This window comes from Faecalibacterium sp. OF04-11AC (assembly GCF_003460645.1).
Taxonomy (GTDB): Bacteria; Bacillota; Clostridia; order Oscillospirales; family Ruminococcaceae; genus Faecalibacterium; species Faecalibacterium prausnitzii_I.
Map to the genome: position 1 here is coordinate 31,819 of NZ_QTVP01000011.1, position 22,607 is coordinate 54,425.

Below are 22,607 nucleotides of genomic sequence, written 5' to 3' on the forward strand. Positions count from 1 at the left end.
GTCATTTCCTGCGGGAAATGGCCTGTTTTCTTTTGACAATGCCCGCTGGACAGGCTATACTAACTCTGAATGAAATCGACTGGAAACGGAGGAGATACAAGATGGTACAGGTAGACCTCATCACGGGCTTTCTGGGAGCGGGCAAGACCACGTTCCTGCGGCGGTACGCGGCATATCTGGCCGGGCAGGGGGAACGTGTCTGCATCCTGGAAAACGATTTTGGCGCGGTGAATGTGGACGCCATGCTGGTACAGGACCTGCTGGAACTGGGGTGCGAGATCGAGACGATCAGCGGCGGGTGTGACTGTGACACCCACCAGCGCCGGATGCGCACCAAGCTCATCTCCATGGCCATGCGGGGGTTTACCCGGGTGCTGGTGGAGCCCAGCGGCATTTTTGACGTGGACGAGTTTTTTGACGTGCTGCGGGACGACCCGCTGGACCGCTGGTACCAGCTGGGGAATGTGATCGCCATTGTGGACGCCCTGCTGCCGGAACAGCTCTCGCCACAGGCGGATTATGTCCTGGCCTCCGAGTGCGCCAACGCGGGCCTTGTGCTGCTGAGCCGCGGCCAGCTGGCCAAACCCGGCCAGTGTGAAGCTGCCGTGGCCCACCTGAAACGGGCACTGACGGCCTGCAAGTGCAGCCGGGTGTTCCAGCCGGAGGAGATCCTGGCGAAAGACTGGGCCGCCCTCACGGAAGCGGACATGGCCCGGATCGCCCGCTGCGGGATGCGGCAGGCCAGCTGTGAAAAGCTCCATTTTGAGGAGCATGAGGCCTTTTCTTCGGCCTATTTTCTGGAGCTGGGCCTCAGCCTTGCCCAGCTGGAAAAAGCCATCCCGGCGCTCTTTACGGACCCGGCCTGCGGGCGGGTGCTGCGGGTGAAAGGCTTTGTGGAGGAAAACGGCCAGTGGGTGGAGCTGAACGCTACCGCCGACGGCCTGACGGCAAGCCCGCTGGCACAGGGCCAGCAGGTGCTTATCGTCATCGGCGAGGGCCTGGACAAGGCCCGGCTGGAGCAGCTCCTCCGGGGCTGACACTTTGCGGCGCAAACTGCTAGAGAAAGTGCAAAAATAAATTGCTTCTTGTTTCCTCCCGGCGTATAATGGAAGAAAGAAAAAAATAAGGGAGGAAGAACCCCATGAACGACAGTACGCAGCAAAGGCTCGGGACCCGCCGTGTGGTGGGGATGGTCGTCGGCATCGTCATCATTGGACTGGGCATCGCCCTGTTCAAGCAGTCGCACCTCGGCAACGATTCCATCAGCGCTCTGAACATGCGTCTGGCAGAGCTCTTTGGCATCTCGCTGGGAGTGCAGAATATTGCCGCCAATCTCCTGATGTTCGCCATTGAGATCTGGGTGGGGCGGCAGTACATCGGCCTTGGCACATTCGTCAACGGCATCTGCATCGGTTTCATCGTCACCGCGTTCTATGACCCCATTGCAGCGTTTTTCGGCCCGGCGGCGTCTTTGCCGGAGCAGCTGCTCTGGGTGGCGGCAGCGGTCATCGTTACCGCGTTGGGGGCTTCGCTCTACCAGACGGCAGACCTTGGCATCGCCCCTTACGACGCGCTGGCGCTGGAGCTGCGGGACCACACGCCCGTGCCCTATTTTGGCTGCCGTGTCTTCACGGACGCGGTCTGCGCGCTGGCCTGCTGGATGCTGGGCGGCCTGGTAGGGCTGGGCACGCTGATCTGCGCGTTCTGCCTGGGGCCGGTCATCCAGTTTTTCAACGGGCATTTTTCGGAAAAAGTGCTGCGGTATCAGCCGCGGAAAACCTGAGCATCGGATCTGCACCGTCACGGGAATGAGGTGCAGGCGGCCCTGCGGCAGTGCGGGAAGACGCCGTAGGAGGACTCTCCCAAGGGGGAATAGCGAATGGCGGAAATGGAACATTACCCAAATTTTCAGAAAGACAATTACATCCACCCCAAAGCTGCATGGGATAAACTGCGGATGGCAGGCGCGCGGCGGCAGAATGTTTACCTTTACGCGGCCACGGGCTATGGCAAGACGGAGCTGCTCCACCGCTATCTGCGGCGGCGCAGGCATATCTGGCTCAGCGGCGAGGGCCTGACCGTGGAGACTCTGCAGGAGATCGCGCTGCCGGCAGAAGCCACCATGGTCATCGACGACCTGGCCCGGGTGCTGGACCCGGCCGTCCGGCGGGAGATCGTGTCCATGCTGGATCAGCCGGGGGGGTGTGTGGCTCGTTCTGGCGGGCCGCTGCCCGCTGCCCAGCTGGCTGACACGGCCCTATGTCAATGGCCGCCTCAGTGTCATCCCGGAGGAAGACCTGAGGCTTTCCGAGAAAGAGATTGCCCAGCTGTACCTTTCGTGGGGCGTTCAGCTGCCCCGGAACCTGCTGGAAAAGCGGATCATCCCGCTGGTAGAGGGCAACCCGTTGGGGGCCCGGCTGCTGGCTGTGGAGATGAGCCAGGGCTCCAGCTATACGGAGGAGCTGCTGAATGACCTGACCCGGAAGTTTTACGAGTACCTCAATCAGGCCATTTACAGCGAGTGGCCGGAAGAGATCCGGGAGATGATGATGCAACTTTCGCTGCTGGAGCATTTTACCATCCAGCAGGCGGAAGAGATGACCGGGCGGAGCGATGTGAACCGCCTGCTGGCCCAGGCTGCCGAGACGGGCAACCTGTTCAGCATCAAAGACGGCGGTTACACCCTGCGGCCCGCCGTCATCAACAGCATGAAGCTGCGGATGGAGACGGTCTGCGATCGGGTGCGGAAAAATGAGCTGCTCCGCCGTGCAGGCACCATCTGCGAAAAAGAGGGCAACATCCCCCGGGCACTGAAGCTGTATCAGGACGGCCAGTGCGAGAAAGAGATCCACGCCCTCCTCATCGACAACGCCCGCCGCTACCCCGGCGGTGGCTATTACTATGAGCTGACGCCCGCCTATCTGGCCCTGCCGGAGGAGGAAGTACGCTCCTCGCCGGACCTGATCGCGGCGTGGAGTATGCTCTACTCGTTGGCGCTGAATGCCACGGAGAGCGAGCGCTGGTATGCCGTGCTGCAGGAATATGCCGCGGGCCACCCGGACCCGGAGGAGCACCGCCTGGCTGAGAGCTGGCTGGTCTATCTGGACATCAGTCTGCCCCACCGGGGCAGCACCAACCTCATCGAGGTACTGGACGAGGCTGCCCGGAAGATCCAAACCGAGCGTCTGGTGATGCCGGAGTTCTCGGTGACGGGCGGCCAGCCCTCCGTCATCAATGGCAGCAAGGACTTCTGCGATTGGACGCGGGATGATCAGACCATGGCGTTCCAGCTGGAAAAGCATGTGGGCGAGGTACTGGGCCCCTACTCCAAGGGGCTGGTGTCCATTGGCCTGGCGGAGAGCCTGTTTGAAAAGGGCGGCAATATCTACAAGGTGCTGGAGCTTGCCAACCGGGGCCTGATGGAGACCATGAATGGCGGCAAGTTTGAGCTGCAGTTTGTGGGCGCGGCGCTGGTGGCCCGGGTGTATTTGGTCACCGGCCATCCGGGCGACTCGGTCAAGACACTGGAAGAGATAGAGACCCGCGCCCAGCAGCGTGGTGTCCGCCGCGTGGTGCGGAACGTGCGGGCCATGCAGAGCCGGATCAAGCTCTGGCAGGGCCGGGTAGAGGACGCGGTCCGCTGGATGGAGAACGAGCCCCAGAACGAGACCCATTTCAATGTGCTGGAACGGTACTGCTACAATACCTTTGCCCGGGTGTACATGGCGCAGCAGCGGTATGATAAAGCCGCGCAGATCCTGATGCGGCTGCGCAGCTATGCCAATATGGAAAAGCGGCCCTGGCTCCAGATGGAGGGCGACCTGCTGGAATCCATCATCCGTTACCGCACCGGGAACCCGCTGTGGAAAACGGAGCTGACCCAGGTGCTCCGCCGGGCCGAAAGCTACCACTTTGTCCGGCTGTTCTGCCGGGAGGGCGCGGCGCTGCTGCCCCTGCTGCAGGAGCTTGGCTGCCCGGAGGGCGTGGACGAGGCCTATTGGCAGGAAGTGCTGGGCAAGACCCGCGCCATGGCCGAGGCTTATCCGCTCTACCTGAGCACCAATGCCCCGGCGGCACTGCCGGGCGCGGTGCAGCTGAGTGAGCGGGCCCTGCAGGTGCTGCGGCTACAGGATCGGGGCCTGACCCGGTCTGAGATCGCCCGGCAGCTCCAGCTCAGTGAGCGGAGCGTCAAATACCAGTGCGAGCAGGCCTACCACAAACTGGGTACCAGCAACAAGGTGGAAGCTCTTGCCGCCGCGCGGAAATTAAATCTCTTAAATTAAATCTCTTATAAAAATAAGAAAGCAGCGGCCCGGAGAAATGCCTCTCCGGGCCGCTGCTGTTTGCGTAAAAAATTACTTTTCAAATTTGAACAGGGGAGCGCCTGCGGCCACGATGCCGCCGCCCACGATCTGCATTTCGGGCAGATCGTCCGCGTTGGTCACGATGAGAGCCGTGGCCGTGGGGTGGCCCGCTGCACGGATGGCGTCCAGGTCGATCTTGAGCAGCGGGGTGCCGGCTTTGACTTTCTGGTCCACCTTGACCTGTACCTCAAAGCCCTTGCCCTGCATCTCCACGGTGTCCATGCCCACATGGATGAGAACCTCAATGCCGTCATCGCTCATCAGGCCAACGGCGTGCAGGGTGTCTGCAATGGTGGTCACGGTGCCGTCAAAGGGGGCGTAGACCATATCGCCGGTGGGCTCCAGGCCGCAGCCGGGGCCCAGGATGGCAGTGGCAAACGTTTCATCGGGCAGCTGCTCCAGCGGGATCACCGTGCTGTCGATGGGGGCCAGAACGGTCATCTTCTGGCCGGAAAATTTGGTGGCAGCAGCCTTGCTGCCAAAGATCTTGTCAAAAAAGCCCATGGATATCTTACCTTCCTTTCAAAATTCAAGATATCATACCAGGGGGGAAAATGCAAGCAGCAACCTGTACAAAGACAGGCCGCTGTTTTTGGCAGTTACAGCAGGGCCAGCAGCTGCCGCACTTCCTCCATCCGGGTAGCCCAGCTGGTGGCGATCCGCATCACCGTGTGGGTGTCGTCGTATTTTTCCCAGAAGCCGAACTTTGCCTTGCCCTCCAGCGCTTCCAGCTGGGCGTTGGGGAAGACCACGAAGATCTGGTTGGTGGGGGAGTCCATGAAGAACTGGTAGCCTTTTTCCGCCAGACCCTTTTTCAGCACGGCGGCCGTCTCAATGGCGTTTTTGCTGATCTCGGTGTACAGGCCGTCGGTGAAGAGCACATCGAACTGCAGACCCATCAGGCGGCCCTTGGCCAGCAGAGCGCCCTGCTGCTTGACCATGGTCATAAAGTGGGCGGGAGCGCCGTGGGGGAAGACGACAGCCTCGCCGCAGAGCGCACCTACCTTGGTGCCGCCGATGTAGAACACATCGGTCAGGCGGGCAATGTCAGCCAGCGTGACATCGGTGCCCTCGCTGACCAGACCGTAGCCCAGCCGGGCACCGTCCATGAACAGGGGCATGTGGTAGGTGTGGCAGACGGCGGAAAGTGCTTCCAGCTCAGCCTGGTGTACAGGGTGCCGTACTCCGAGGGGTGGGAGATGTAGACCATGCCGGGGAAGACGAGATGGTCCATGTTGGCGTCGGCGTAGAACGTCTGGCAGAAATTCTCCACATCCTTGGCGGCCACTTTGCCGTTGGTGTGGGGCAGGCTGAGCACCTTGTGGCCCGTGAACTCGATGGCACCGGCCTCATGGGCGGCTACATGGCCGGTGGTGGCAGCCAGCACGCCCTCCCAGCGGTGGAGCATGGAGCCGATGACCACGGCGTTGGCCTGAGTGCCGCCGGAGATGAAGAAGACATCCGCCTCCGGGCAGGCGCAGGCCGCGCGGATCTTCTCTTTGGCGCTGGCACAATAGGGGTCGGTGCCGTAACCGGAAACTTTTTCAAAGTTGGTCTCTACCAATTTCTGCAAAATGGCCGGGTGGGCACCCTCACAGTAGTCGTTTTCAAAGTATAGCATCAGAGCTTTCCCTCCACAAATCAAGATAACCTAATAGTATCCCTAAATGAAAAGGGTGTCAAGCTAAGAAGATTTACTGCATCTTAAATGAGAATGTGGTATACTTTTCTGGTAAAGGAAACTCGGACGAGGAGGGACTGCGGGTGAAAGGGAAATTCCCATGGAAAGACATGCTCGTGTTGGGCGGTGCACTTGCGGCAGCGATTGCGGGCGTGGCGGCCATTCAGGCGGTCAGCGGCCGGATCGACGGCGTGGCATCCATGGTCTTTGTACTGGCTGCTTTTTTCGTCTCAATGTATACGGAAGGTTATCTCTGGGGCGTGGCGGCGTCGGTCATCGGAATGCTGGCGGTCAACTTTGCGTTCCGCTCGCCCTATTTTGCATTTAATTTCACTCTGCCGGAAAACCTGTTCTCGGGTGCCGTGATGCTGGTGGTGTCCATCATGACCAGCACCCTGACCACCCGCGTCAAAAAACAGGAGCAGCTGCGGATGGAGAGCGAGACGGAAAAGATGCGGGCAAACCTCTTGCGGGCCGTCTCCCACGACCTGCGCACCCCGCTGACGTCCATTTACGGGGCCTGCTCCACGGTGATCGAAAACTACGACTCCCTGGGCCGGGAGCAGAAGCTGAAGCTTCTGGGCGAGGTCTGCGAGGATGCCCAGTGGTTGAACCGGATGGTGGAGAATCTGCTGTCCGTCACCCGTATCGACAGCGAAAAGGTCTCGGTGAAAAAGACCCCCACGGTGCTGGAAGAACTCATTGACACCGTGCTGGTCAAATTCAAAAAAACGCACCCGGGGGTGAACATCCATGTGGAGCTGCCGGATGATTTCATCGTCATTCCCATGGACTCCATGCTCATCCGGCAGGTGCTGACCAATCTTTTGGAAAACGCTGTTCTCCACGCGGAGGGGATGACAAAGCTCACCCTCCGGGTGTTCACGCTGGGCAACCGGGCGGTGTTTGAGGTAGCGGACAACGGCTGCGGCATCCCGAAAGAGCGTCTGCGCACCCTGTTTACCGGGACGCTGCCCTCGGAGAGCGAGGCCGACAGCGGCAAGCACGGCATGGGCATTGGCCTTTCGGTCTGTGCTGCCATCATCAAGGCCCATGGCGGTGAGATCAAAGCCGAAAGCAAACCCGGTGAGGGCACGACCATTCGGTTCTGGTTAGAGACAGAAGAAATCGAGACGGAGGAGACCGAAGATGAGCAATAATAAATTCAAGGTCCTTGTGGTGGAAGACGAGGCCAATATCTGCAGCTTCATTGAGACGCTGTTGGAGACCAACGGCTATCAGGCACTGGTGGCACAGACCTGTGCCATGGGGATGACCCTGTTTGCCTCCCACAACCCCGACCTCGTGATCCTGGATCTGGGTCTGCCCGACCGGGACGGTCTGGAGCTGATCCGCACCGTGCGCCAGAAGTACATGACTCCGATCGTGGTGCTTTCAGCCCGCACCACGGAGCAGGATAAGATCGAGGCGCTGGACCTGGGGGCCAACGATTATGTTACCAAGCCCTTTGGCACCGGCGAGCTGCTGGCACGTGTCCGGGCCGCCCTGCGGGTCAACCGCTACAGTACGGCGGGCAGCCTGCCCACCGGGACGTTTACGGCACAGGACCTGGAGATCAACTATGAGCGCCGTAAGGTGTTTGTGGCCGGGCAGGAGATCAAGCTGACCCAGACCGAGTACAACATTGTGGCGTTCCTCTCCGAGCACGCGGGCCGTGTGATGACCTATGCCGCCATTGTCCGGGCCATCTGGGGCGATACCGACTGCGGCAGCACCAAGAAATTGCAGGTCAACATGGCCAACATCCGCAAAAAGCTGGGCAGCCGCCCGGGCAGCAACAATTATATCCTCAATGAGCTGGGCGTTGGCTACCGGATGATCGACGAAGACGGTGACAGCAAACCGCTGGACCTTGCCGCGGAAGAGCACTGAGGATCCATGGTGCACAAAAGAACGGAAAAGCAGAAATGAATGCTCCCCGCCGTGGCCGGAAATTCCGCCTGCGGCGGGAATTTTTGCCGCAGATACGCTGGATAAAAATAGGTAGAACTTTTTTGCATAAAACGCTTGACTTTTCCGGAATCCATGGTATAATTATCAACGTTCCGAGCCAAACAGCTCACGGACAAAAACAAAATAAGCGGATATGGCGGAATTGGCAGACGCGTTAGATTCAGGTTCTAATCGGGGCAACTCGGTGGAGGTTCAAGTCCTCTTATCCGCACTTTAGAGACAGCTTTCCAAAAAGGCTGTCTCTTTTCTTTTACAGTAGTCCTTTTGGAAACACTCTACAGCGGATAAGAGGACTTGAACAGGGCGGCGGCATTTATGCCGCAACCAAAGCCCCAGTGGGGCTTTGGTTAGCCCGCGGTTCCTAGACCCATAGGAACGTCTACCGGGAGGACTGCCGTGAAGTGCGGATAAGAGGACTTGAACAGCACGGCCACGCCGCAGGCGGGGCAACCAACAGCCCAGTGGGCTGTTGGTTAGTGCGCGGTTCCTAGAGATTTAGGAACGTCTAACAAGAGGACTGCCGTGAAGTGTGCGGATAAGAGGACTTGAACAGGGCGGCGGCATTTATGCCGCAACCAAAGCCCCAGTGGGGCTTTGGTTAGCCGCGGTTCCTAGGCCTGTAGGAACGTCTACCGGGAGGACTCCCGCTGCAACGACAGCTTTCAAAAAGGCTGTCTCTTTTCTTTTGCAGTAGTCCTTTTGGAAACACTCTACAGCGGATAAGAGGACTTGAACAGCAGCGGAGCCGACCGCCGCCTGCGGCGGGTACAGGGAGGCGAGGCTGGGGCAGCGTTCTGATTTTTCAAGGCCCTGCCAGGGGTTGCAGAAAAATCAGCAAACGCAACTCGTAAGGCCCGGACCAGCTTCATCCGCGGTTCCTAGAAATTTAGGAACGTCTACCGGGAGGACTGCCGTGAAGTGCGGATAAGAGGACTTGAACAGCAGCGGAGCCGACCGCCGACTGTGTCGGATACAGGGAAGCGAGGCTGGGGCCGCGCTCCGATTTTTCAAAGTCCGCTCAAGGGCTGTAGAAAAATCGGTAAGCGCAACCCGGGACAGCACGGCCACGCCGCAGGCGGGGCAACCAACAGTTCACGGTAGGTCTTGCAGATCAGATCACCAGCGATAAAGTGGTTTACCACTGGTTGAAATGCACCCGGTCGGCCTCGTAGCGGCTTGCACGCGGGGCGGTAATGTCCGCTTCCGGGTAGCCAAGGGCGATGATGGAGTGGGGCACGATGGTCTCCGGCAGAGCGAAGAGCTTCTTCTGGGCCTCCACCCGGCCCATCTGAGGCCAGGTGCCCAGCCAGACCGCGCCAAGCCCCAGTTCCTGCGCCGCAAGGCAGATGTTCTGGGCGGCAATGGCACCATCAATGACCCAGTAATCCTTTGCAAAGCGGAATGCCCGGTCCAGGTCGCCGCAGACCAGGATTCCGGCGGCAGCTTTCCGCAGCGGCTCGGCCGGGCGGCCGTTGGCGTCTGCCATCTGTGCCAGCTTTTCCGGGTCGGTCACTACCACGAAAGACCAATCCTGTGCATTGACGCAGCTCGGCCCGCTCATGGCGGCTTCCAGCAGCTGGTGCAGCTTTTCGCCTTCGATGGGCTGATCCGTAAATTCCCGGCAGCTGCGCCGGGTGAGAATGGCATCCAGAGCGTTCATCAATCAGTGCCTCCTGTGTAGGTTTGGGCTTAGTATAGCACAGCGGTTTGAAAATTTCATGTGCGATTTCGCTTGCAATTCAGAAAAGAACTCGGTAGGATCCATTCCGAACCAAATCCAAAAAAGGGGCTGTTTTGCAGCAGCCCCATGACGTTCCATTGCCAAAATGCATCCGGATCAATCCAGAACAAAAGGGCCCGCCCTCTCATCGAATGATGAAAAAGGCGGGCCCTTTCAAAATCAGGTGTTCTGGTTTGTTACACGCTTCCAGCTGCGGATGGCTTTCCAGCGGGTGACGGATTTTTCAGGCTTGAACCGATCAGCGCTCTTGGAGGTCATCAGGCCCGTTTCCACGGCCCACTGGGCGGCCTGCGCGGTGTCGGGGTCGGTGATGTCCGTAAAGGCGGGCTGTGCGGCAGGGGCGGGGCGCCGGCCGTGTTCCACAGCAGGAGGGCAAGCTCGGCGCGGGTCTTGGGCATGACGAAATCCGCCGGGAGCCAGTGCTCCTGATAGAGGCTCATGCCCAGGTCGTAGGCCTGCCAGGCTACCAGAGCGGTGGCGGCAGTGCCCAGTGTGACGCCCAGGATGACCGAGGCGGTATCGGAGCCCTCTTCCTCCTGCATCCGGGGGGTGGCCTCGATGCTCAGAGGCTCGGCGGGCATGGTAAAGGCGAACTCTTCCAGTGTCCGGCCAGTTTCAAATTTCTCCGCGTCATCGGCGTTCAGCGCGCCGTTCAGGATGGTCCAGCGGTCAAACACCATGCCGGAGGGCATCCGGTCGGGGTCGGCTACCAGCCGGACGGAGGCGTCCTTTTCCAGCTTGAGAGAGGTATCGCCTGCGGAGGCGGTGAAGTCCACCCCGTCCACATACACGAACGCGCCGGAGACGTTCAGCGCATAGGTGTTCGGCGCATTCTTTTCCCACTTGGCGTAAACTTTGGTATCGCCCGTGATGGGAGTGCTGAAGTCAAACTTTGTGTTGTGGTCCTTGTCGGCATACCAGCCGATGAATGTATAACCCTCTGCCATCAGCTCTCCGGGGTTAGTGGCGGTTTCGTTATACGGAACATTCTGGCTGGCGGGTGCGTCGCCGTGCTCGGATACGAATTTGACCGTGTACTGGTTGATGTCCCACTTGGCAACCAGCTCCAGCACATTGGGGGCATTGGTGGTGTCGGCGCCAAAATCAAATTTTTCATCGCCGTTGTACCAGCCTGCAAAGGTGTGGTTTTCTTTGGAGGGAGCAGCGGGTTCCGTAAACTTTCCGCCGCGGTCAATGGTCTGGGTGGAAATGCTTTCGCCGTTGTCCGGGTCAAAGGTAGCTTCCAGCATGGCGCAGATGAGATTATTTTCCAATACGTCGTTGTTGCTGCCCTTGTCAATGTCGTCCCACTGTTTTTTGGAACCGGGATAGGTTACAGTCATTGAGCTTGGACAGCCATCAAAAGCAAAGTCTCTAATGGAAGTGACAGAGACCGGAATGCGGATGGTTTTGAGATTTTCGCAATCGTGAAAAGCATAAAATTGAATCGAAGAAACAGAATCTGGAATGTGAATCGTGGTCAACTGAGAGCAGCCGGAAAAAAGAGCCCTTGAAATAGTGCTCAGAGAGGATGGGAGAGTGATACTTTTCAAACTTGTACAATAACTAAAGGCGGAGTAACCAATATACGTAACAGAATTAGGAATTGAAATATTTGTTAATTGGGAACAATTGAAAAAAGAAACATCGTGAATCGAAGTGACAGAATCTGGAATAGTAACACTGGTAACAGCGGAGTTCGGGAAAACAGCATTGTTAATCGCCGTGACGGGTTTGCCTTTGTAGCGGCTGGGGATGGTGACATCCGCAGCAGGGCCTTGTAACGGGTTACGATGACGGCAGTGTTGTTAAGTATAAATTCAAAATCGAAAAGCTGCTCATTGGCAGCGTCTTGGACGGCTGGGTTGCCGCTTTGAATCGTTAGATTACTCCAGTCACCTGCGTAATGTACGCTGGTGAGATTTGTGCAGCCCGCAAAGGCGTTGCTGCCGATTTCCGTGACGCTGGCCGGGATGGTCACACTGGTAACAGAGGAGTCCCGGAAAGCAGCATTGCCAATCGTCGTTACAGGGGTGCCGTTGATTTCGGAGGGGATGTTCACAACGGCGTCGTTTCCATTATATTTTTTAATTGTTCCAGTAGTGGCGTCAAAAGTAAAGTCCCGAGAGGGAGCTGTGACCGTAATGGTAAATGTGGCACCCGTTATGGTGCCCCAATCCCAGTTGGTCAGGTCAAGGCGGACAATGAAGTTGCGTACGGCGGATTCATCATCAGAGCCGGGGTCGATCATTATGTTATCACCATAGTAAACTGCATCATGCAATTTTCCGCTGGAAGCAGTGACAGAAGAACCCCACTGATCGGCATAGGTGTGGTCTTTTATAAATTTGAAGCCAGGTAAAACATTGATTTCATCGTAACTTGTATTTTCAATGGTAACTTCATAAACAGCGGGGGATACTTCTTTCATAGTGATATCGGAAACATCCCAGTTGTTGAATTCTCCGACAATACCAATCGTAAGTCCAGTATTGGCATTGCTGCCGCTATCCTCCGCCAGCGCGGAGACGGGCAGCAGGGTGAAGAATAGGGCCACCGCAAGGATGGCGCTCAAAAGCCGTAGTCGTGGAGTCCGCATGGTGTAAACCTCTCTTTCCGTGTGCGGGTTCCGTGTGCAGGAAAAATGGAACCGCATCCAATCCTACACTAATTTTACTGTAAAATGTGTCGGTTTGCAACAAAAAAAAAACAACGTTGTCATAATATTTGCAGCATTTTAACAAATTGCAAGGGCAAAACTGTACAGAGGATACAAAGAGAGTCCGCTTGCGATCAGCGTATGACGATTTGCAAAAACTTTCCGGTCTGCCAAAGCCTCCCCTACTAGGGGAGGTGGCAATGCGTCAGCATTGACGGAGAGGTTGTACAAAAGCAGCGCCTTGATATAAAGCTACCTCTGCTGTGCCGGATCAGCCCGCAGTGCGTCCACGGTGCGCCGGTACGCGGCTTCCACGGCGGGGAACAGCTTGTCGGCACCGTTCAGCGTGCCGCCGCGCGGGGCCATGGAATCGTAAACCTGCTCAAGCGTCATGACGCAAAACTTCTTTCCGGCTCAGATCAAAGACAGGTCAAATTCTCTTGGGGGGGGGTAAGGAGCGCTGCTTCCAGTTCGTCCGGGATGCGGGACTGGAGATCGGACAGACAGCTCAGCAGCACCGGATTGAACGAGCCGCGCTCGTCGTTCAGAAGGCGGTGGATGACTTCCTCGTGGGGGAGGGCGTCCACCCGGCCATGCATCCCGGTCAGGGTGTCGTAGGCGTCGGCCAGGCCCACCACCTGGGCGGCAATGGGGATGCTCTCGCCCGTCAGGCCGTCGGGGTAGCCGGAACCATCGTACCGCTCGTGGTGCCAGCGGCAGATCTCGGCGGCCGTCTGGAGCAGCGGCTCCTCTTTATAAAAGGCCAGCTCCTCCAGCATTTTGGCACCCAGCACCGGGTGGGTCCGCATGACACGGGCTTCTTCTTCGGTCAGGGGGCCTTTCTTTTTAAGGATGGCGTCATCAAGGACGATCTTGCCGATGTCGTGCAGGGCGGACGCCGTGGTGATGAGGCTCCGCTCGCTGGCAGGCAGAACGTACCGGTCGGTCTTGAGCACCAGCTGCTCCAGCAGCATGGCCGTCAGGGTCTGGATGCGCTGGATGTGCAGGCCGTTCTCGCCGTTGTGCCGCTCCGTGACCTGGCTCAGAATGGCGATCATCAGGCGGTTGTTCTTCTCGCGCTCATAGAACTGCTGGGCCACCATCCTGCTCAGGCGGCGCTGCCGGGCGTAGAGCTTGGTAAGATTGGATACCCGGCGGTGGACGATGCGGGCGTCGAACGGGCGGCGGATGAAATCGGACGCGCCCAGCTCATAGGCCCGGTGAATGACGGTACTGGAATCCTCACTGGAGACCATGATGACAGGGATATCGTTCAGCAGGTCCTGCCCGGCCATCCGGGCCAGAACCTCAAAGCCATCTAGATCCGGCATCACGATATCCAGCAGCACCAGAGAGATCCCGGAGCTGAACTGTTTGAGCAGGCTCATGCACTGGGCACCGTCCGAGGCTTCCAGCAGCTGGAAATCTTTGCCCAGGATCCCGGTCAGGATCTCGCGGTTCATGGGGGAGTCGTCCACGATGAGGACAGTGGGGCGGGGCGGGCTCTGCACGTTGCGCACGTTCTGGGGCTCGTTCTCCGTCACCACCATATTTTTCTGGCGCTTGGCCTGGTACATCCGCTTGTCGGCCAGCTTGACGGCCTCCTCGATGGAGACGCCGGCCGAGAGCACGCCGCCGATGCTGGAGGTGATGCGGAGGCGCTCAAAGCCCGGCACCCGGGCACCGCTCAATTTTTGGTTGATGAGCCGCAGCTTGCGGGCAAAATCATCGGCCGGGATCATCGGCAGGATCAGGAGCAGCTCATCGCCGCCGTAGCGGATGAGCATGTCCGAGGAGCGGATGTTGTGCTGGATGATGGAGGCGACGGCGCACAGGGCCGCGTCGCCTGCTTCATGGCCGAACGTGTCATTGCAGAGCTTGAAATCGTCCAGGTCGATCATGGCGACGCCTGCCGTCAGGAACTTGTGGCGCAGCTCATCCTCATAAAAGCGGCGGTTATACATGCCGGTCAGCGCGTCGGTGTACAGGCGCTTGTCCTCGTGGGAGAGGGCGTCGCTGTCCAGCTCCAGCGGCTGGATCATCTCCATAACATAAGGGGTGCCGTCCACTTCCACATAGCGGGCCGTGGCCTGGTAGATCTGGGAGCCAACATGCTCCAGCTTGGATTTCTGCCCTTTGCAGAGCAGCGCCTCCCGCCCGATGCACCGGGTGCAGGGGTGAGCCTCCCGCCAGGGGGAGTAACAGGGGTCCTCTTCAATGGTCTTCTGGTCCAGCAGGCGGACGATGGGGTAGATCTTGCGGTAGCAGGCCATCTCTTCTTCGGCCTGCCGCATGGTCATCTTGGCAATGGTATTTTCAGACATAGCTTTGGCGCCGGCACAAAAACGCTGCCGGGGATTCCTTTCTCGCGGAGGGCTCAAAAACCGCACAGCCCCCATACGGACTTCTCACAATATGATATATAAGGATATCACGTTAAAAGCGTGATTGCAATCAAAAAGATGTCAGGATTTTACAACGTTTCGGAATTTTAGAAAGTTAGCCAGTGTTGCCCGATAAGATCCCGGAGAAATGGGTGCAAAAGTGACCCAAAGAGGCCAAAACGCCTCAAAGATACAACAGAGCCTCTGAATACAAACCGGGAATGAAATGAAAAACCGGGAAAACAGGAAAATTGTTGCACGGGCTCGAAAAAACGCGCGGCGGGCTTGTAACAATTTTGATAGAAATTCCGCACCATTGCAGAAAATTTGGACACAAGTTGCACTTTCATGAAAAATTGTGCTGCTTTACAAAAAGATTCTTGGATACAACAATAGCTACTGTGAAATATTGACAAAATACAGCTCAGAATCTTGGTGAATTGTTCTATTGCGAACGGTTTCTCAGACGGTTATAATACAAACAGAACGCAGGAAATGCATCAAATCATGCAAAAAACCTGCAATGCTGTGATATGCGAATGAAGGAGAACAAAACTATGAAAATGATTTCGCGTCGTGACTTTATCAAGGCTTCTGCTGTTGTTGGCGCTGCTGGCGTCCTGACCGCCTGCGGCGGCTCCGCCAGCTCTACCGCTGCTGCTTCTTCCGTGGCAGCTTCTTCTACCGCTGCTGCTTCCTCTGAGGCTGCTGCTTCCGGTTCTGCCAACATCGGCGTCTGCATCTATCAGTTTGCCGATAACTTCATGACCCTGTACCGCACCGATCTGGAAGAGTACCTGAAAGACATGGGCTACGCCGTGACCATCGTGGATGGCAAGAACGACCAGAACACCCAGACCGAGCAGATCAACACCTTCCTGCAGCAGGGCGTGGACGTGCTGATCATCAACCCCGTCCAGACCACTTCCGCTCAGACCATCGTGGATACCATCTCTCCGTCCGACACCCCCATCGTCTTCATCAACCGTGAGCCCGACAAGGCTGTTCTGGACTCCTACGCTGGCAAGTGCTGCTACGTTGGTGCAGACGCACGCCAGTCCGGTACTTACCAGGGCGAGCTGATCCTGGAGACCGAGACCCAGGGCGATATCAACGGCGACGGCAAGATCACCTACATCATGTGCAAGGGCGACCCCGAGAACATCGACGCTCAGTATCGTACCGAGTACTCCATCAAGCTCTGACCGATGCCGGCAAGGAAGTGGAGTGCCTGTACGAGTACCTGGATAACTGGGATCAGACCACCGCACAGCAGGACGTGGCAAACGCTCTGGCACAGTACGGCGAGAAGATCGAAGTCGTCTTCTGCAACAACGACGCAATGGCTCTGGGCGCTCTGCAGTCCATTGAGCAGGCTGGCCGCACCGTTGGCACCGACATCTATCTGGTCGGCGTTGACGCTCTGAAAGAGGCTGTCCAGAACGTTGTTGACGGCAAGATGACCGGTACCGTCCTGAACGATGACGTTGGCCAGGCTACCGCAGCCGCTGAGGCTACCAAGCTGTTCGTTGAGGGCAGCGACGTGGAAGAGTACTACTGGGTTGACTACGTCAAGGTCACCACTGAGAACGCTGCTCAGTACCTCTAATCGAACAGCTGGGAAATCCCCCACAGTTGCAAGGTGCGCAGTGAACCTGATTGCTTGATTGAAAGCTAAAAAGCGCGTGCGTGCGAGAGCAATTTCTCCACGCACGCGTCTTGTTTTGAACAGGGTTTGCCAGAAAGCACCATCATTCCATACACAAGGAGGCTCTGCGGAATGTCAGAATACCGTCTGGTAATGAAAGGCGTGGTCAAGACCTTCCCCGGCGTCAAAGCGCTGGACCACGCGCAGTTGGAGCTTCGCCCCGGTAAAGTGATGGCCCTGATGGGCGAGAACGGTGCCGGTAAGTCCACTTTGATGAAATGCATGTTCGGCATTTACAAGATGGACGAGGGCGAGATCGAATATGAGGGGCAGAAAGTGACCATCCCCAACCCCCTGGAAGCATTGAACCGCGGCATCGCGATGGTGCACCAGGAGCTGCAGCCGATCCCGGCCCGTACCGTGGCCGAGAATATCTGGCTGGGGCGCTACCCCACCAAGAAGGCAGGTCCCATCACCATTGTGGACCACGCCAAAATGTACAAAGATACCGATGCCCTGCTGAAAAAGCTGAAGCTGGACATCAATTCCCACGCAAAGCTGGGCGCGCTGAGCATTGCACAGATGCAGATGGTGGAAATTGCAAAGGCAGTCTCCGCCAACTGTAAGGTGCTGATCCTGGACGAGCCCACTTCCTCGCTGACGGCCAACGAAGTCGAATCGCTCTTCCGCATCATGCGGGAGCTGAAAGAGCAGGGCGTGGCGCTGGTCTACATCAGCCACAAGATGGACGAGATCAAGGTCATCGCCGACGAAGTCACCATCATGCGCGATGGCCATTACATCGGCAAATGGGATGTGGCGGACATGACCAAGGAGCAGATCATCGCCAAGATGGTCGGCCGTGAGCTGTCCAACCTGTATCCCCCGCTGGAAAACCACCCCTCGGACGAGGTCATGATGAAAGTGGAAGATTTCACTTCCATCCATCCCCGCTCGTTCCGCCACTGCAGCTTTGAGCTGAAGAAAGGCGAGATCCTGGGCGTGGCAGGTCTGGTGGGTGCCCAGCGTACCGAGCTGATGGAGGGCATCTTCGGCCTGCGTGCCCACACCTCCGGCAAGGTGTGGATCAAGGGCGAAGAGGTCAACATCCGACAGCCCCGCGACGCCATCCGGAAGAGCGTGGCTCTGCTGACGGAAGACCGCCGTGCAACGGGCATCATGGGCGTGCTGAGCGTGGCCGATAATATCTCCATTGCATCGCTGGACGCTCTGCGCAAGGGCCCCATCATGCTGGACGACAAGAAGATCCTGGACCTGGTGGCTACCAACAAAGAAAAGATGGCCATTAAGGTGCCCAGCCCCAAGACCGCCATCAAGAGCCTTTCCGGCGGCAACCAGCAGAAAGTGCTGATCGCCCGCTGGCTGGCCAACAACCCGGACGTGCTCATCCTGGACGAGCCCACCCGCGGCATCGACGTTGGCGCGAAATATGAAATTTACTGCATCATTGCAGACCTGGCAAAGCAGGGCAAGAGCATCATCATGATCTCCTCCGAAATGAGCGAGATCATCGGCATGTCCAACCGTGTCATGGTCATGTGCGATGGACGCATCACCGGCTTTATCGACGGCAAGGATGCAACGCAGGAAAACATCATGGCTCTGGCCACCCAGTTCGAGACCGCACCGGAAGCGGCAGCGGCCAATCAGTAAACAAGGAGGCTGTCTATTGTGGAAGCTACCAAGAAAGTAAGCGGCAAGTCCGCTAAGAAATGGCTGAGTGAAAACGCCATTATCGTCCTGATGCTCGCGGTGTCCCTCATCGTCGGCATCATCCACCCCAACTTCTTTGCAGTTGCAAACCTGATCAACCTGTTCAAGAACGTGTCCATCCGCTACATCATCGCGCTGGGCATTTCCGGCTGCCTGATCACCACCGGCAACGACCTGTCCGCAGGCCGTCTGGCTGGCTTTGCAGCCTGCCTGGCCTGCATCTTTGCGCAGACCGAGGGCGCGGCCGGTAAGTTCTACCCCAATCTGCCCACCCTGCCCACCCCGGTGGTCTTCATCCTGGTCATCGCCATCTGCGCCATTGTGGGTCTGGCCAACGGCCTGGTCGTCAGCTACCTGAAAGTCCAGCCCTTTATCGCAACCCTGGGTATGCAGCAGGTCGTCTACGGTATCTGCCTGGTCTACACCGGCGGTACCCCCATCGGCTCCCTGAACAAGAACTTCACCTCTCTGGCCTCCAACACCATCGTCGGCGTCCCGGTCCTGATCTGGATCGCCCTGGTCGTGGCTGCCTGCTTCTGGTTCCTGTACAACAAGACCCGCCACGGCAAGTACATGTACGCCATCGGCGGCAACGAGGCTGCTGCTGAGGTGGCCGGTGTCAACGTTTACGCCACCAAGATCCGCATCTACATCCTGGCCTCCTGCATGTTCGGTCTGGCAGGCTGCCTGCTGGCTGCAAAGTCCGGCGGCGCATCCGTCAACACTGCAATGGGCTATGAGCTGGACGCCATCGCGGCTTCCACCATCGGCGGCGTTTCCACCACCGGCGGTGTCGGCACTGTCCCCGGCATCCTGGTCGGCGTGCTGGTCTTCGAGCTGATGAAAGTGGCTCTGCAGTTCATGAACGTCAACTCCTCCTACACCTACATTGTCCAGGGCCTTGTCATCATCGTGGCTGTCGCCATTGATATCCGCAAGTATCTGGCCAAGAAGTAATTTCCCCAAGAGAGAGCGCCTATCGGGCCGCCTGCTGGTAAAGTGGGCGGCCCACTTTTTGTCTGGCACAAGTGTGCTATAATAACCCTATCAACGCAAGGAGGCGATTTACCCTATGGCAGAGAATCCGAACCGCGAAGAAGAGCTGGCCCGGCGGGAGGCGCTGCTGGCCCAGCGGGAAGCCCAGCTGGAAAAAGAGCAGGCCGCATTCGAGGCGGCAAAGGCGCAGAGCGAAACGGGCAAAAAGAAACTGCTGAACAACAACGACCCTGATTTCGTCAACCCGAAAGAGAAACTCTATGATAAATTCCCCCTGACGGTCCACCAGATGGACATCATCATCGGGGTGCTGTTTGCATTGATCCTCCTGTTCTTGGTCCTGGGCTTTACCCATACCAGCTTTTTCGGCCTGTTTGGCGGCTGAATGAGTGATTGTATTTCATGCAGCAGGTGAGTATAATAGACAATGCACGGAAAGCAGCGGGTGCATTGTCGGCACCCGGATCCTAGAGGAAAAGGGGAAAGAATTCAAAAATTATGCTGCAAATCACATTGGATATGTATCAGACCCTCGCAGTCGCGGTGGTGGTGCTGATGCTGGGCCGCTTTCTGCGGCGGAGAGTCCGGCTGCTGGAGCGCTTCTGCATTCCGGCCCCGGTCATCGGCGGCGTGCTGTTCGCCGTGTTTACCTGCGTATGCTATGGAACGGGCATTGCAGAGTTCGCCTTTGATGATATTCTAAAAGAAGTCTGCATGGTCTTCTTCTTCACCTCGGTGGGCTTCCAGGCCAACCTCAAGGTGCTGCGGAGCGGCGGCACGGCGATGATCGTGTTTCTGGTGCTGGTCATCGGCCTCATCGTGGGGCAGAACTTTGTAGCCATCGGGCTTTCCAACGTGCTGGGCATCTCGCCGCTGGTGGGCCTGTGCACGGGCTCCATCCCCATGGTGGGCGGCCACGGTACGGCGGGCGCATTCGGCCCCATGCTGGAGGGTTTTGGGGTGCAGGGTGCCACCACCCTCTGTACGGCAGCGGCTACCTACGGCCTGATCTCGGGCAGCATCATGGGCGGCCCGGTGGGCAAGGCTCTGATCGAGCGCCATGACCTGCTCAAGACTGTGGTGCCCGAGGACGACAGCCTGCTGGTGGAGGATGAGATCAAGCATGAGCGCCACGCCAGCATGTACCCCGCGGCCACGTTCCAGATCATCATTGCCATGGGCATCGGTACCATCGTTTCCAAGCTGCTTTCCCTCACGGGCATGACGTTCCCTGTCTACATCGGGGCCATGATCGCAGCCGCCTGCATCCGGAACATCGGCGAGTACAGCGGAGCTATGTGGTGCACATGGGCGAGATCAACGACATCGGCGGTATCAGCCTTTCCCTTTTCCTGGGCATGGCCATGATCACCCTCAAGCTCTGGCAGCTGGCCGACCTGGCGGGCCCGCTGGTGGTGCTGCTGGCCGGGCAGACGGTGTTCATCCTGCTGTATGTGGTGCTGGTAGTATTCAACGTCATGGGCCGCGATTACGACGCCGCGGTACTGGTGTCCGGCACCTGCGGTTTCGGTATGGGGGCCACCCCCAACGCCATGGCCAACATGCAGGTGGTCTGCGAGAAGTACGCCCCCTCCATCAAGGCGTACCTTATCATCCCGCTGGTGGGCAGTCTGTTTGCGGATTTTTTGAACAGCCTGGCCATCACCCTGTTCATCAACCTGATCTGAGCAATGCCGAGAGGAGGCGTTCCACGCAATGAAACACGAGCTGCGTCGCCGCTGTGTCCGCTGGCTGGAAAAGCACTGGAAGCAGCATGAGCCGGAGGAGCATCACCTGTATCTTTATGACCGGAACGAGACGGTGGCGGTGCCGGAGTTCCACACCGGCAAGGTCAAGCACTCGCCGGAGCATGAGGAGCAGGGAGAGGTGATCCACTACGATAACGTGGCCATCCCGGAGATCCATCTTCCCCACAAAAAATAAGCAAAACAAAAATGCCATCGTCGCAAGACGATGGCATTTTTCATGCTGCTGGAAAGCTTGTGGGAAACAGCTTACAGCAGGACGTATTTCAGGATGAACAGAACGGTCAGCACATACATCAGGGGGCTGATCTTCTTCTCGCTGGCCTTGCCGGTGATGACGTTGAGCAGGGTCCAGGAGATGACGCCGATGGCAATGCCCTCAGAGATGCTGTAAGCGGTGGGCATGGCCAGGATGGTCAGGAACGCGGGAATGCCCTCGCTGGGGTCAGAAAAGTCGATCTTGAGGGCAGAACCCATCATATAGAAGCCGACGATGACCAGAGCCGGAGCGGTAGCGAAAGAGGGGATGGTGAGGAACAGGGGGCTGAACACCACAGCCAGCAGGAACAGCACGCCGGTGGTCATGCTGGTCAGGCCGGTACGGCCGCCCTCGGTGACGCCGGAAGCGCTCTCCACGAACGTGGTGGTGGTGGAAGTGCCCAGCACGGCACCGGCGCAGGTGGCGATGGAGTCGGCCAGCAGCGCGCCCTTGATGTGGGGCAGCTTGCCGTCCTCATCCAGCATGTCGGCCTTGGAGGCCACGCCAATCAGGGTGCCCAGGGTATCGAACAAGTCCACGAAGAGGAACGAGAACATGACGGCGAAGAAGTTCAGGATGCCCACGCCCTTGAAATCGACCTTGAACACCTGGCCAAAGGTCTTGCCCAGGGCGGAGAAGTCAAAGCTGATGAACGAGGTGGGGATGACGGAGTACATGCCTGCATCCGGGTTGGGGATGTAGATGCCCGCCAGCTCGCAGAGGATGCCCAGCACCCAGGTGATGATAATGCCGTACAGGATGCCGCCCTTGACCTTTTTTACCAGCAGGATGGCCGTGATGACGATGCCGATGAGGGCCAGGATAGCGCCCACGCCCACGCTGTGGAACGTCTCACCCTTGAAGTGCTGGTAGGTGACGAGGGTGGAATCGCTGTTGATGATGAGCTTGGCGTTCTGCAGGCCGACGAATGCCACGAACAGGCCGATGCCGACGCTGACAGCGCTCTTCAACGTCATGGGGATGGCGTTAAAGATGGCCTCACGCACGTTGGTCAGGCTCAGAACGATGAAGATGATGCCCTCCACAAAGACGGCCATCAGGGCCAGCTGCCAGCTGTAGCCCATGGTCAGGACAACGGTGTAGGAAAAGTAGGCGTTCAGGCCCATGCCGGGGGCCAGCGCGAACGGGTAGTTGGCCAGCAGAGCCATCAGGGCCGTACCGACGAACGATGCCAGAGAGGTGGCAATCAGGACGGCGTTGGCGTCCATGCCGGAAGCGGACAGGATGCTGGGGTTGACCGCAAGGATGTAGGCCATCGTCATAAAGGTGGTGACACCTGCCATGAGCTCGGTCTTTACATCGGTGTGGTTCTCTTTCAGGTGAAAGATGTTTTCAAGCATGAAAAATTCCTCCTGTGTTTTTTGTTCCCCGTTGCCCGCG

16 protein-coding genes, 1 tRNA gene and 3 pseudogenes are annotated in these 22,607 nt (G+C 58.0%); 12 read left to right on the forward strand and 8 right to left on the reverse strand.

All coding sequences use genetic code 11. The features are described 5' to 3' along the window. Window positions 1–101 precede the first annotated feature (101 nt). From DXA70_RS07325 to DXA70_RS07335, 3 genes are all read left to right on the forward strand, one after another. Complete coding sequence (locus DXA70_RS07325) at window positions 102–1,037, forward strand: GTP-binding protein (RefSeq protein WP_128118076.1); 936 nt, start codon at window positions 102–104, stop codon at window positions 1,035–1,037. 104 nt (window positions 1,038–1,141) lie between these two features. Then, the gene (locus DXA70_RS07330) at window positions 1,142–1,783 is read left to right on the forward strand and encodes a DUF6198 family protein (RefSeq protein ID WP_128118077.1); all 642 of its coding nucleotides are present in this window, start codon (window positions 1,142–1,144) and stop codon (window positions 1,781–1,783) included. A 421-nt stretch (window positions 1,784–2,204) separates the two neighbouring features. Next, window positions 2,205–4,283, forward strand: a complete 2,079-nt coding sequence (locus tag DXA70_RS07335; RefSeq protein WP_128118078.1) for a LuxR C-terminal-related transcriptional regulator — start codon at window positions 2,205–2,207, stop codon at window positions 4,281–4,283. Window positions 4,284–4,355: 72 nt separating this feature from the next. Here the strand turns inward: DXA70_RS07335 and DXA70_RS07340 are convergent, their stop codons facing one another. Next, window positions 4,356–4,868: a PTS glucose transporter subunit IIA gene (locus DXA70_RS07340; protein WP_128118079.1), complete on the reverse strand. Its 513-nt coding sequence runs from the start codon at window positions 4,866–4,868 to the stop codon at window positions 4,356–4,358. 95 nt (window positions 4,869–4,963) lie between these two features. Beyond that, window positions 4,964–5,985: pseudogene (locus tag DXA70_RS07345) on the reverse strand (beta-eliminating lyase-related protein). 143 nt (window positions 5,986–6,128) lie between these two features. Here DXA70_RS07345 and DXA70_RS07350 point away from each other — a divergent pair. The 3 genes from DXA70_RS07350 to DXA70_RS07360 all read left to right on the forward strand — a co-directional run bounded on the left by DXA70_RS07350 (window position 6,129) and on the right by DXA70_RS07360 (window position 8,230). Then, window positions 6,129–7,205 (forward strand): ATP-binding protein, encoded by a 1,077-nt coding sequence (locus tag DXA70_RS07350; RefSeq protein WP_243001208.1) that lies wholly within the window; start codon window positions 6,129–6,131, stop codon window positions 7,203–7,205. Beyond that, window positions 7,195–7,938: a response regulator transcription factor gene (locus tag DXA70_RS07355; RefSeq protein WP_128118080.1), complete on the forward strand. Its 744-nt coding sequence runs from the start codon at window positions 7,195–7,197 to the stop codon at window positions 7,936–7,938. The genes DXA70_RS07350 and DXA70_RS07355 overlap by 11 nt, the downstream gene beginning before the upstream one ends. A gap of 208 nt (window positions 7,939–8,146) precedes the next feature. Then, window positions 8,147–8,230 (forward strand) — tRNA-Leu (locus DXA70_RS07360). 924 nt (window positions 8,231–9,154) lie between these two features. On the opposite strand, the gene DXA70_RS07365 is transcribed toward DXA70_RS07360, so the two are convergent. The 5 genes from DXA70_RS07365 to DXA70_RS07390 all read right to left on the reverse strand — a co-directional run bounded on the left by DXA70_RS07365 (window position 9,155) and on the right by DXA70_RS07390 (window position 14,743). Continuing rightward, entirely contained in the window at window positions 9,155–9,679 is a 525-nt protein-coding gene (locus tag DXA70_RS07365; RefSeq protein ID WP_128118081.1) for a nitroreductase family protein, read from the reverse strand. A gap of 338 nt (window positions 9,680–10,017) precedes the next feature. Beyond that, on the reverse strand, window positions 10,018–11,103 hold the full coding sequence (locus DXA70_RS07375) for an InlB B-repeat-containing protein (protein WP_128118083.1): 1,086 nt from the start codon (window positions 11,101–11,103) through the stop codon (window positions 10,018–10,020). 275 nt (window positions 11,104–11,378) lie between these two features. Next, window positions 11,379–12,335, reverse strand: coding sequence for a leucine-rich repeat protein (locus DXA70_RS13765; protein WP_243001209.1), 957 nt, complete (start codon window positions 12,333–12,335; stop codon window positions 11,379–11,381). Window positions 12,336–12,671: 336 nt separating this feature from the next. Further along, window positions 12,672–12,812 (reverse strand): hypothetical protein, encoded by a 141-nt coding sequence (locus DXA70_RS13630; protein ID WP_158565147.1) that lies wholly within the window; start codon window positions 12,810–12,812, stop codon window positions 12,672–12,674. Window positions 12,813–12,838: 26 nt separating this feature from the next. Then, entirely contained in the window at window positions 12,839–14,743 is a 1,905-nt protein-coding gene (locus DXA70_RS07390; RefSeq protein ID WP_128118085.1) for a diguanylate cyclase, read from the reverse strand. A 623-nt stretch (window positions 14,744–15,366) separates the two neighbouring features. Here DXA70_RS07390 and DXA70_RS07395 point away from each other — a divergent pair. The 6 genes and pseudogenes from DXA70_RS07395 to DXA70_RS07420 all read left to right on the forward strand — a co-directional run bounded on the left by DXA70_RS07395 (window position 15,367) and on the right by DXA70_RS07420 (window position 21,125). Then, window positions 15,367–16,412: pseudogene (locus tag DXA70_RS07395) on the forward strand (substrate-binding domain-containing protein). A 171-nt stretch (window positions 16,413–16,583) separates the two neighbouring features. Further along, window positions 16,584–18,125 carry a sugar ABC transporter ATP-binding protein gene (locus DXA70_RS07400; RefSeq protein ID WP_128118086.1) on the forward strand — a complete coding sequence of 514 codons (1,542 nt, stop codon included), beginning with the start codon at window positions 16,584–16,586 and terminating at the stop codon, window positions 18,123–18,125. A gap of 18 nt (window positions 18,126–18,143) precedes the next feature. Next, window positions 18,144–19,142, forward strand: coding sequence for a beta-methylgalactoside transporter (locus tag DXA70_RS07405; protein WP_128118087.1), 999 nt, complete (start codon window positions 18,144–18,146; stop codon window positions 19,140–19,142). 115 nt (window positions 19,143–19,257) lie between these two features. Then, window positions 19,258–19,566 carry a hypothetical protein gene (locus DXA70_RS07410; protein ID WP_128118088.1) on the forward strand — a complete coding sequence of 103 codons (309 nt, stop codon included), beginning with the start codon at window positions 19,258–19,260 and terminating at the stop codon, window positions 19,564–19,566. 116 nt (window positions 19,567–19,682) lie between these two features. Next, window positions 19,683–20,869 (forward strand): annotated as a pseudogene (gene gltS, locus DXA70_RS07415) (sodium/glutamate symporter). 28 nt (window positions 20,870–20,897) lie between these two features. Further along, window positions 20,898–21,125, forward strand: a complete 228-nt coding sequence (locus DXA70_RS07420; protein WP_112148634.1) for a hypothetical protein — start codon at window positions 20,898–20,900, stop codon at window positions 21,123–21,125. Between the two features lie 71 nt (window positions 21,126–21,196). Here DXA70_RS07420 and DXA70_RS07425 read toward each other — a convergent pair whose 3' ends face one another. Continuing rightward, entirely contained in the window at window positions 21,197–22,567 is a 1,371-nt protein-coding gene (locus tag DXA70_RS07425; protein ID WP_022257438.1) for an NCS2 family permease, read from the reverse strand. Between the last annotated feature and the right edge of the window lie 40 nt (window positions 22,568–22,607).

What these genes read in the sequence shown, in the direction of transcription:
- DXA70_RS07325 (WP_128118076.1), top strand. Translation starts at nt 102, where the DNA reads ATGGTACAGGTAGACCTCATCACGGGCTTTCTGGGAGCGGGCAAGACC.
- DXA70_RS07330 (WP_128118077.1), top strand. Translation starts at nt 1,142, where the DNA reads ATGAACGACAGTACGCAGCAAAGGCTCGGGACCCGCCGTGTGGTGGGG.
- DXA70_RS07340 (WP_128118079.1), bottom strand. Translation starts at nt 4,868, where the DNA reads ATGGGCTTTTTTGACAAGATCTTTGGCAGCAAGGCTGCTGCCACCAAA.
- DXA70_RS07355 (WP_128118080.1), top strand. Translation starts at nt 7,195, where the DNA reads ATGAGCAATAATAAATTCAAGGTCCTTGTGGTGGAAGACGAGGCCAAT.
- DXA70_RS07365 (WP_128118081.1), bottom strand. Translation starts at nt 9,679, where the DNA reads ATGAACGCTCTGGATGCCATTCTCACCCGGCGCAGCTGCCGGGAATTT.
- DXA70_RS07375 (WP_128118083.1), bottom strand. Translation starts at nt 11,103, where the DNA reads ATGACTGTAACCTATCCCGGTTCCAAAAAACAGTGGGACGACATTGAC.
- DXA70_RS13630 (WP_158565147.1), bottom strand. Translation starts at nt 12,812, where the DNA reads ATGACGCTTGAGCAGGTTTACGATTCCATGGCCCCGCGCGGCGGCACG.
- DXA70_RS07390 (WP_128118085.1), bottom strand. Translation starts at nt 14,743, where the DNA reads ATGTCTGAAAATACCATTGCCAAGATGACCATGCGGCAGGCCGAAGAA.
- DXA70_RS07400 (WP_128118086.1), top strand. Translation starts at nt 16,584, where the DNA reads ATGTCAGAATACCGTCTGGTAATGAAAGGCGTGGTCAAGACCTTCCCC.
- DXA70_RS07410 (WP_128118088.1), top strand. Translation starts at nt 19,258, where the DNA reads ATGGCAGAGAATCCGAACCGCGAAGAAGAGCTGGCCCGGCGGGAGGCG.
- DXA70_RS07420 (WP_112148634.1), top strand. Translation starts at nt 20,898, where the DNA reads ATGAAACACGAGCTGCGTCGCCGCTGTGTCCGCTGGCTGGAAAAGCAC.
- DXA70_RS07425 (WP_022257438.1), bottom strand. Translation starts at nt 22,567, where the DNA reads ATGCTTGAAAACATCTTTCACCTGAAAGAGAACCACACCGATGTAAAG.